The sequence below is a fragment of the Serratia sp. (in: enterobacteria) genome (genome assembly GCF_046715635.1).
Lineage (GTDB): Bacteria > Pseudomonadota > Gammaproteobacteria > Enterobacterales > Enterobacteriaceae > Chania.
On the sequence record NZ_JBKJYW010000531.1, the window covers coordinates 1 to 10,064 of the forward strand.

The window sequence follows — 10,064 nt, forward strand, 5'->3', positions numbered from 1 at the left end:
CCCTTCGGCGGAGGTCGTGACCAACGTCACTTGCGGCCCTTGATGGCTGAAGTGATAAAACAGGATCCACGCACCGATCAACGCCGTGACAATGGGAATGATCCACACCGGCGACCAGCGCTTGATCTTCTCAACATCCGCGACGCCATGATTACTTTCCGTCACCTTGCGGCTCCTTTTTTATTGTTTCATTTGCGCGATCCCAGGTTAGACGGGGATCAAACGCCATAGCAGCAAACATGGTAAGAATGACCACCATGGCGAACAGTAGCGCACCAATGTCTGGATAAATACTCATCAGCTGTCCCATACGTACCAACGCCGAAAGCACGGCGATCACAAACACGTCGATCATTGACCAACGGCCAACAAACTCCACCACTTCATAAATCAGATGCATACGCTCGCTATCGGCATTGGCCTTGCCTTTGCCATTGGCATCCAGGCATAGCCAGCCAATAGCCAACATCTTGAGCGAGGGCACCATAATACTGGCAATGAAAATCACCATCGCCACCGGATAGGACCCTTCTCCCCATAGCAGCACCACCCCAGCCATGACCGTTGATGGCATTTTATTGCCCAACGCCTCGGTGATCATAATCGGCATCAGCATCGCCGGAATATACAATATGATCGAGGTGACCAATAACGCCATCGTCCATTGCAGGCTGTGACGACGGCGTACATAGCCTACCGTGTGACAACGCGGGCATTTGGACTGTTGTGCAGGCAGGATGGCCGTACAGCAGGAGCAGGAACGAATGCCTTGACGCAATCCGGTGCGCCCAGCCTGTAGCGGGCGTTCAATCAAGGGGGCCGGTTCAATATCCTGCCACAGCCAGCGACGATCGACACATTGGAAGGCCCGCACCTGCAGCACACAAAACAGACAATAAGGGATAAAGCTGGAGCCAATGCCGATATCACCATAAGCCATCAGTTTGACGAAGCTGACCAGTACGCCAGCCAGGAAGATCTCGACCATGCACCAGGTCTTCAACTGAAACAGCACCTTGGCCATCCAGATCTTCCATTGTCGTGGCAACCGCACCCTGGCGCACAAGAGAACGATCGCCAACATGCAAAACGCCGGGATCAGTTGCACAAACACCATAAACAGCGTGGCCATGCTGGCATAGTCTTCTGCCACCATCACCTGAGGAATTTGGATCAGTTTGATTTCATTACCCAGACCGGCAACGCGCATATTGATAAACGGGAAGATATTGGCTAACACCAGCATGAATAACGCGCTGAGGGCAAAGCCAATCGGCTGTTTACGCGGTTCTGCCCAGCGGGCGCTGAGCGTCGTTTTACAACGGGGACAAACGGCCTTGGAGCCTGATAGCAAAGGCGGCAACGCCACCAGCATATCGCATTGTGGGCACAGTATCAGGTTATCCTGTTGACGCTCGCCATGCATCGCATGGCTCTGCTGCTTATGACTTTCGTGGGAACACACCATTATCCTCCTTAACCGTGTCGCTCATCGGTACAGCCTGGGTTGCCCACAGCAGCAGCATGCGGGCAACCCGTTACCGATCAGCCGTTTTTCATTGCTTCCAGCTCTTCCCAACGGGCAAAGGCTTGTTCCAACGCCTGCTCCGCAGTGGCAAGATCGGCCAGTACCTGCTGGGTTTCGCTATGCGGGCGGGAGAAGAACCCGGCATCGCTGACCTGTGCCTGCAAGGCTGCAATATCCATTTCCAGCTGTTCAAGGCGCTGTGGCAACTGCTCCAGTTCACGCAGCAGGTTATAACTCAGTTTGGCTGCTGATTTCTTAGGCTGCTCGGTTTTTTTCTCCACCGCCGCCTTGGTTTGGCTGGTGGCTACCGTGCGGATCGGCTTGGCGGTGGCACGCTGATGGTGTGCATCGTAGTAGCCCCCGACGTAAGTGTCGATCACGCCATTGCCTTCGAAAATCCAGCATTCGGTGACGGAGTTATCAACAAACTGACGATCGTGGCTCACCAGCAATACGGTGCCCTGGTAGCTATCGATCATCTCTTCCAACAGTTCCAGCGTTTCAACGTCCAGATCGTTGGTGGGTTCATCGAGGATCAGCAAATTGCTTGGCTTGAGGAATAATTTAGCCAGCAGTAGGCGGTTACGCTCCCCGCCCGACAACGCTTTGACCGGCGTCATTGCCCGTTTAGGGTGGAACAGGAAGTCCTGTAGGTAGCCCAGCACATGGCGCGAACGGCCATTGACCATCACTTCCTGCTTGCCTTCCGCCAGGTTGTCCATCACTGTGCGTTCTGGATCCAGCTCGGCGCGGTGCTGGTCAAAGTAAGCCACTTCCAGCTTGGTGCCGCAGTGCACACGCCCGCTGTCGGCTTTCAGTTGACCGAGCATCAATTTCAGCAAGGTGGTTTTACCACAGCCGTTTGGCCCCACCAGTGCGATTTTATCCCCGCGCTGCACTTGGGCGCTGAAGCCCTGTACCAGTACTTTTTCACCAATCCGGTAAGAGACGTCTTCCATTTCGAACACAATCTTGCCCGAACGTACCGCCTCTTCCACCTGCATCTTGGCGGTGCCCATGACTTCACGACGCTGTGAACGCTCGTTACGTAACGCCTTCAGAGCACGCACCCGGCCTTCGTTACGTGTACGACGTGCCTTGATGCCCTGACGGATCCAAACTTCTTCCTGCGCCAGTTTGCGGTCAAATTCAGCATTTTGCAGTTCTTCGACCCGCAGCGCTTCTTCTTTGCTTTCCAGATACAGCTCGTAGTTGCCTGGCCATGACACCAGCTTGCCGCGATCGAGATCGACAATGCGCGTGGCCATATTGCGGATAAACGAACGGTCGTGTGAGATGAAGACGATACTGCCCTGGAACTCTTTCAGGAACCCTTCCAGCCAGTCGATGGTGGTGATATCCAGGTGGTTGGTAGGTTCATCAAGCAGCAACACGCGCGGGGAACTGACCAACGCCCGGCCCAGAGCCGCTTTGCGCAGCCAACCACCGGAAAGGGAGGAGAGTTCCGCATCGCCGTTCAGGCCCAGTTGCAACAGGACTTCACTGATACGGCTGTCTAGCTGCCATAGGCCCTGGTGATCGAGGATTTCCATGACCTGCGCCATACGCGTCAGGTTCTTTTCACTCGGATCCAACTCTACCTGGTGCGAGATAGCGTGATACGCCTTCAGGTGTTCCGCCTGCTCGGCCACGCCTTCGGCCACAAAGTCGAACACCGTGCCGCCGATATTGCGTGGGGGATCTTGCTGCAAACGCGCCACAATCAGATCCTGCTCGTAAATGATGCGCCCATCGTCCAATGGGATCTCTTTACCGAGGATCTTCAGCAGGGTCGATTTACCGGCCCCGTTGCGCCCAACCAGGCAGACGCGTTCATTGTCTTCAATATGAATTTCGGTGTTGTCTAACAAAGGTGCATCGCTGAAAGAGAGCCAGGCACCGGACATGCTGATTAACGACATGGTAATTATTTTCCTTCGCCGGCGTGGGTGACCAGCCAGCAGTTGTGGATCTGACGGTTACGGGCAAAGTCTTCTGACTGCGTCTTGGCGGTAATTTCTTTCGCCTCCAGACCCAGTGCGTTCAGACCTGCCAGATCCATCTGGAAACCGCGTTTGTTGTTGGAGAACATGATGGTCCCGTTACGGCGCAGTATCCGTTGTAAATCTTTCATCAGCGCCAGATGGTCGCGCTGTACGTCAAAGGTGTTCTCCATCCGCTTGGAGTTGGAGAACGTCGGCGGATCGATAAAGATCACATCGAACTGTTCGTCGGCATTGTGCAGCCAGGACAGGCAATCTGCCTGGATCAAGCGGTGCTGTCTACCGGTCAGGCCGTTAACCCGCAGGTTCTTCTCCGCCCATTCCAGATAGGTGCGCGACATATCCACCGTGGTGGTGCTGCGTGCGCCCCCCAACCCGGCATGCACGCTGGCAGTACCGGTGTAGGCAAACAGGTTGAGGAAGTCTTTGCCTTTGCTCATCTCACCCAGCATACGGCGAGCGATGCGGTGATCGAGGAACAACCCGGTATCGAGATAATCCGTCAGGTTGACCCACAGCTTGGCATTGAACTCTTCGACCAGCAGGAATTCGCCCTTCTGGGCCAGTTTCTCATACTGATTCTTGCCCTTCTGGCGTTCACGGGTTTTCAGGATCAGCTGATTCGAAGGCAGCTCCAACACCGCCAACGTGGCGTTAATCACGTCAAACAGGCGCTGGCGGGCTTTCTGTGCATCGATGGTTTTCGGTGGCGCGTATTCCTGTACCACCACCTTACTGCCATAGCGATCCACCGCCACGTTATAGTCTGGCAGATCGGCATCATACAGGCGATAGCACTCGATCCCTTGCTGCTTCGCCCATTTGTCCAACTTCTTCAGATTCTTGCGCAGGCGGTTGGCAAAGTCTTCAGCCACCTGAACGCCACCGGCGCCTTGCGGGTTTTCTGCCAACTGGTAGTTTTTCTGTACGCAGTCCAGCGGGCCGTTTTTCGCCTTGAACTGGCGCTCGGCGCGCAGTTGCAGGCAACTGAGCAGTTCCGGTGAGGCGCTGAACAACGAAAGCTGCCAGCCACCAAAGTGACTCTTCATGATGCGCCCTAACATATTGTGCAGCGCAATCAGGGCCGGTTCGCTCTCAAGGCGTTCACCATAGGGCGGGTTACTGACCACCGTGCCTACCGGGCCTTCTGGCAATGGATTGGTCAGTTTGCTGACGTCATTGATGTTAAAGGTGATCAATTCGGCCACGCCAGCGCGGCGGGCGTTCCCCTTCGCCATTTCGATGACGCGGCGATCGATATCCGAGCCGAAGAAGCGTGACGGGGTTTCTTGTAGACCCCGTTTCGCCCGCACCTGCGCTTCGGTGATCACTTCACGCCATAGTTCGGCATTATGGCCGTTCCATGCAGTAAAGCCCCAATGTTGGCGATGCAAGCCAGGCGCACGATCGGAAGCGATCATCGCCGCTTCGATCAACAGCGTGCCGGAACCGCACATCGGGTCCAGCATCGGCGCCCCTGGTTGCCAACCGGAACGTTGGACGATCGCCGCCGCCAGGTTTTCCTTCAGCGGAGCCTGACCGGTAAGATCGCGATAGCCACGCTGGTGCAAACCTTCACCGCTCAGATCGAGCGCTACGCTAGCCATATCACGCTGCAGGAAAACGTTCACGCGAATGTCCGGCTGCTGTTTCTCTACCATTGGCCGATCGTTGAGCTTGCGGGTAAAGCTGTCCACAATGGCGTCTTTGACCTTCAACGCGCCATATTGGCTATTGCGGATCTCTTCATTGAGGCCGCTGAAGTGCACGGCAAAGGTTTTATCCAGGCCAAATATCGTTGGCCAGTCAATGGCCTGCACACCGAGGTACAGATCCAAATCGCTGTGCACGCGAAATTCATTCAGCGGCAACAGAATACGCGAAGCCAGGCGGCTCCAGAGCAAGCTTTGGTACAGAAGACGATCGTCACCCTGAAAATGTACTCCCCCCTGCACCACTTTGCAGGAGTGAGCGCCAAGCCGCTCCAGTTCGCTTTTTAACAGTTCTTCCAGTCCACGCGCCGTGCTGGCAAACAGAGTGTTCATATCGTGCTTATCACCAAAAAGAAAATTGTTGCGCATTATAGCTAATCCAGACCGCTTGTCATAAAGTTGCTCCCTTCTATTTCATTTATCGCACGGAGGCAGGGGTGATCACGCTCTCCCGACTTTACGTTCATCCGGTCAAATCACTACGGGGTTTGCAGCTTTCTCACGCCCAGGTGGCCAGCCATGGCCTGGCTTTTGATCGCTCTTTTATGATCACCGAGCCAGACGGAACCTTCATCACCGCCCGCCAATACCCGCAGATCGTGCTGTTTACTCCGGCGTTGTTAGCCGATGGTCTGTTTCTGACCGCACCGGACGGTGAAAGCGCGACGATCCGCTTTATTGACTTCGCCCCCGATGCGCAGCCGACCGAGGTGTGGGGCAACCATTTCACCGCGTTGATCGCACCAGTGGCAATCAATAGCTGGCTGAGCGGTTATTTTCAGCGTGAGGTACAGCTGCGCTGGGTTGGACCTGAATTAACCCGTCGAGTAAAAAAGCACCCTGAAATTCCGCTCTCCTTTGCCGACGGTTATCCTTATCTGCTGATTAATGAAGCCTCGTTCCAGGATCTGCAGCGACGTTGCCCAAGCAGCATCAGGCTGGAGCAGTTCCGCCCAAACCTGGTGGTGACCGGCAGCCCGGCCTGGGCAGAAGATGGTTGGCAGGTGATCCGTGTCGGCGACGTGATGTTCGATCTGGTAAAACCTTGCAGCCGCTGCGTATTGACTACGGTCAGCATCGAGCGTGGTCGCAAACATCCGAGCGGCGAGCCGTTGAGTACGCTGCAACAGTTCCGCACCGCCGACAATGGCGACGTCGACTTTGGTCAAAACATGATTGCCCGTAACAGCGGTATTATCCGCGTCGGCGATAGCGTTGAAGTGTTGTCAACCAAACCGCCGCGGCCTTACGGGGCAGGCAAGGTCGTCGAAAGCCTGCAGGCACCGCAGGACAGCACCACCAGCGTGAGCATTGAGTATCAAGGAAAGGTGTTTGCCGGTAATAACCAGCAGATCTTGTTAGAGCAGTTGGAGCAGCAAGGCATTCGCATTCCTTACTCCTGCCGGGCTGGCCTCTGCGGCAGTTGCAAGATAACGTTGGTCGAGGGCGAGGTTGCGCCGCTGAAGAAAAGCGCAGTGGCCGCCAACGGCACCATCCTCTGTTGCAGCTGTATTCCTAAAAGCGATGTGAAGCTGGCGTAGTCTCTGACTGCTTAGACTGCCCTGTCGTAAGCCGGGGCAGACTGTTCATCCGGGACGCAAGGTTTCAGGCGATCGTGCATCACTTTGATCGCATCCCCCAGCACCATGGTACGCCCAGCCAACGTCAGCTGATTTTGTGCCAGCAGGCACAGGCTGGCATTATCCCCAGCTTCCACCACCAGCAAACGCGCCTCGACACCGCTATCCATCACCTTCACCGCCGCCAACTCACCATTTTTAGGGCGTAGCGGATAGTGCTGCTGAGCAAAATGCCAGCTCTTGGGCATCAGCGGTTTGAGAAAACGAAAGGCTACCAGCGCATTTAATACCAACTCGGCACGTTGTTCATGGCTGAGCTTTATCTGTTTGCACTGTTCTTCATAATCAAAATAAAGCGCCGCATCATCGACGCAAAACGCACATTCAGCGAAGGCGTCCGGGGTCAGCATTTTTGCCGGAAAGCGTGAACGGAAGATCATACCATTGGCTAAATCGAGCATCAGTCGATCGTGCTCAGCGTCAAAATACCAACGCCAATTGTCGTCAGGTTTTATCTTCATTGTTTATCCTTCTCACCACATGCCAACGAGTATTACGCAAAGGGCGATTTTATCACCAGAAAAGTTGCTTAAACATCGGATAATTCCGCTACCGAACAAAATATAGACGAGCCAGGGGCAGAAATAAACCCCCGGTCGAAAATGAAAGGCAAAATATTAGATATGGGTAACGATATCTTTAATCAAACGTGGTCCGTGGAAGATAAATCCGGAATAAATTTGTACCAACGTTGCCCCGGCCTCCATTTTTTCCCGCGCTGCCGTCAGAGAATCAATTCCGCCAACGCCGATAATCGGCAAGCGCCCTTGCAACTCCTGCGACAAACGACGGATCACTTCGGTACTGCGTAACTGTACCGGGCGGCCACTTAACCCTCCCGCCTGGTCGCAGTGATTCAGCCCCTGAACCAGTTTACGATCGAGGGTAGTATTGGTGGCAATGACCCCATCTATATTATGACGAACTAAACTGTCCGCTATTTGGATCAGTTCTTCTTCTGAAAGATCCGGCGCGATCTTTACCGCAACCGGCACATATTTGTGATGGCGAGCCTGCAATTGGGCCTGCTTATTTTTTATCGCCGCTAGCAGATCGTCCAGCGCTTCACCATACTGTAAGGATCGTAATCCTGGGGTATTGGGTGATGAAATATTAATCGCGATATAGCCGGCATACGGATAAACCTTATCCATACAGATCAGATAATCGTCTTTGCCCTGCTCGACCGGCGTGTCTTTATTCTTGCCGATATTGATCCCCAGCACGCCGCCAAAATGGGATTTTTTAACGTTTTCAACCAGATTGTCAACGCCGTGGTTATTGAACCCCATGCGGTTGATCAAACCTTCGGCCGGGACCAGGCGAAACAGACGCGGTTTATCATTGCCCGCTTGCGGACGCGGCGTAACGGTACCCACTTCAACAAAGCCAAAGCCCATCGCGCCAAAGGCATCAATGCACTCGCCGTCTTTATCCAGACCAGCAGCCAAACCTAACGGATTGTTAAATGAGAGCCCCATACAGCTCACCGGCTTGCTCGGCACCGACTGACGGATAAGAAACTCTAGTGGGGTGCCGGTAATACGGCGCAGTTGACTGAAGGTCAATTCGTGTGCGCGCTCGGGATCGAGCTGGAACAAGGCTTTCCTGACGATGGGGTAGTACATGTACTCTCCTGATTTCCCGGTGATACCCTGCTGACTTGAGGGTGCAGTCAAATCGCTGAACCTAATGGTGCAACAGGTGGAAGTCATGCAGAACGCCGACACGCCGTGAACCCGTCCATGGGGGCTCGTATCGCGCATCCCTGCGCTCAACGGTCGGCTAACCTGCAATGACTCCCACCTGCCTCAAGCTTTTGGTGTAACGGTTATTTAGCGACAGCCTCAAGTCAGCAGGATAGGCCTGTAGACCGGGGGCGTATTATCCGGTATCCCCTCACCAATTGGAATTGATTAAAGGCAAAAAAAGCGCGTTTAGCGCAATCGTTTCCCTTGTATGGCGCGATTTCTCCGCTTTTCCCCCTTTACGCATATCAAAATCAAAAAAAGAGATTTAAAAATCACCCCCTTTTGCTGTTAGCTTTAAAACACTTTACGAACATTAATTTAACATTTATAACTTTTTGATATAAGGAGTGGCGATGCGCGTTATTTCTCTGGCTGGCAGCCCAAGGCTCCCCTCACGCTCGGCGGCGCTGTTACAACTGAGCCAACGCTGGCTACAGCAGCAGCAGGTGGAAGTGGTCCCCTATACCCTGCACGATTTCCAGGCGGAAGACCTGCTGCGCGCCAATTTTAACAGCCCTGATATTAAAGCCTTCGCCGCGCAACTGGCCGTTGCGGATGGCCTATTGATCGCCACGCCGGTTTATAAGGCCTCGTTTTCTGGCGCACTGAAAACCTTACTCGACCTGCTTCCTGAACGAGCGCTGGAGCACAAAGTGGTTTTACCGCTGGCCACCGGTGGCTCCATCGGCCATATGCTGGCGGTGGACTATGCGTTAAAGCCGGTGCTGACGGCGCTGAAAGCCCAGGAAGTGCTGCACGGCGTGTTTGCCGATGACGGCCAGATAGTGCTTAACGGTGAACAGGCCCAGCTATCCGATGGGGTGGCCGCGCGCCTGAGCGAAGCGTTGGACAGTTTTTATCTGGCGCTCAGCCGCCGTAAACCGCCGGTGCTAAACACCGCCGCCTCTCTGTTAACCCAGCAAACTACCTAACCGCCTAAGGAAATCATCATGCCACTCTCTTTCCGCAGTTGGCTTAACGCCGGTGCGCTGGCCGCCATCATGGCACTGGCGCTGACCAATGCTGCCGTCGCACAAGATAGCGCGCCTGCTCAGTTTCGTATCGGCTACCAAAAAGGTTCAGTGAGTCTGGTGTTGGCCAAAACCCATCAGTTGCTGGAACAACGCTTTCCTGCCACCCACATCAGCTGGATCGAATTCCCGGCGGGCCCACAGATGCTAGAGGCGCTGAACGTCGGCAGCATCGATCTGGGCAGCACCGGCGATATCCCGCCAATCTTTGCCCAAGCCGCCGGGGCCGATCTGCTGTACGTCGGCGTAGAGCCGCCAAAACCCAAGGCGGAAGTGATCCTGGTGCCGGAAAATAGTCCGATCCATAGCGTCGCCGAGTTGAAAGGCCACAAAGTAGCCTTCCAGAAAGGCTCCAGCTCACACAACCTGCTACTGCGGGCACTGCAAAGGGACGGCCTG

General features: G+C 54.6%; 8 protein-coding genes and 1 pseudogene. 3 read left to right on the forward strand and 6 right to left on the reverse strand.

The window, feature by feature from the left end; genetic code table 11:
* The 4 genes and pseudogenes from ACLQ7H_RS27295 to rlmKL all read right to left on the reverse strand — a co-directional run.
* Positions 1–165 (reverse strand): annotated as a pseudogene (locus tag ACLQ7H_RS27295) (paraquat-inducible protein B); the annotation flags it as partial.
* Positions 152–1,426: a membrane integrity-associated transporter subunit PqiA gene (gene pqiA / locus ACLQ7H_RS27300; RefSeq protein WP_411755382.1), complete on the reverse strand. Its 1,275-nt coding sequence runs from the start codon at positions 1,424–1,426 to the stop codon at positions 152–154. The pseudogene ACLQ7H_RS27295 and the gene pqiA, both read right to left, overlap by 14 nt.
* A gap of 119 nt (positions 1,427–1,545) precedes the next feature.
* A complete protein-coding gene (locus tag ACLQ7H_RS27305) occupies positions 1,546–3,450 on the reverse strand; it encodes an ABC transporter ATP-binding protein (protein WP_411755376.1) in 1,905 nt (634 codons plus the stop codon).
* Between the two features lie 5 nt (positions 3,451–3,455).
* Entirely contained in the window at positions 3,456–5,576 is a 2,121-nt protein-coding gene (gene rlmKL / locus ACLQ7H_RS27310; RefSeq protein WP_411755383.1) for a bifunctional 23S rRNA (guanine(2069)-N(7))-methyltransferase RlmK/23S rRNA (guanine(2445)-N(2))-methyltransferase RlmL, read from the reverse strand.
* Positions 5,577–5,680: 104 nt separating this feature from the next.
* On the opposite strand from rlmKL, the gene ACLQ7H_RS27315 reads away from it, so the two are divergent.
* Complete coding sequence (locus ACLQ7H_RS27315; protein WP_411755377.1) at positions 5,681–6,784, forward strand: YcbX family protein; 1,104 nt, start codon at positions 5,681–5,683, stop codon at positions 6,782–6,784.
* Between the two features lie 11 nt (positions 6,785–6,795).
* On the opposite strand, the gene ACLQ7H_RS27320 is transcribed toward ACLQ7H_RS27315, so the two are convergent.
* On the reverse strand, positions 6,796–7,344 hold the full coding sequence (locus tag ACLQ7H_RS27320) for a cell division protein ZapC (protein WP_411755378.1): 549 nt from the start codon (positions 7,342–7,344) through the stop codon (positions 6,796–6,798).
* 156 nt (positions 7,345–7,500) lie between these two features.
* A complete protein-coding gene (gene pyrD, locus ACLQ7H_RS27325; protein ID WP_411755379.1) occupies positions 7,501–8,511 on the reverse strand; it encodes a quinone-dependent dihydroorotate dehydrogenase in 1,011 nt (336 codons plus the stop codon).
* Positions 8,512–8,987: 476 nt separating this feature from the next.
* On the opposite strand from pyrD, the gene ssuE reads away from it, so the two are divergent.
* Together ssuE and ACLQ7H_RS27335 are read left to right on the forward strand one after the other, a co-directional pair.
* Positions 8,988–9,566, forward strand: a complete 579-nt coding sequence (gene ssuE, locus ACLQ7H_RS27330; RefSeq protein ID WP_411755380.1) for an NADPH-dependent FMN reductase — start codon at positions 8,988–8,990, stop codon at positions 9,564–9,566.
* A gap of 18 nt (positions 9,567–9,584) precedes the next feature.
* The coding region (locus ACLQ7H_RS27335; protein WP_411755381.1) for a PhnD/SsuA/transferrin family substrate-binding protein at positions 9,585–10,064 on the forward strand (480 nt) is incomplete at its 3' end.

Coding starts and splice junctions, on each gene's coding strand:
- pyrD (WP_411755379.1), bottom strand. CDS start 8,511: ATGTACTACCCCATCGTCAGGAAAGCCTTGTTCCAGCTCGATCCCGAG.
- ACLQ7H_RS27320 (WP_411755378.1), bottom strand. CDS start 7,344: ATGAAGATAAAACCTGACGACAATTGGCGTTGGTATTTTGACGCTGAG.
- ACLQ7H_RS27305 (WP_411755376.1), bottom strand. CDS start 3,450: ATGTCGTTAATCAGCATGTCCGGTGCCTGGCTCTCTTTCAGCGATGCA.
- ssuE (WP_411755380.1), top strand. CDS start 8,988: ATGCGCGTTATTTCTCTGGCTGGCAGCCCAAGGCTCCCCTCACGCTCG.
- rlmKL (WP_411755383.1), bottom strand. CDS start 5,576: ATGAACACTCTGTTTGCCAGCACGGCGCGTGGACTGGAAGAACTGTTA.
- pqiA (WP_411755382.1), bottom strand. CDS start 1,426: ATGCATGGCGAGCGTCAACAGGATAACCTGATACTGTGCCCACAATGC.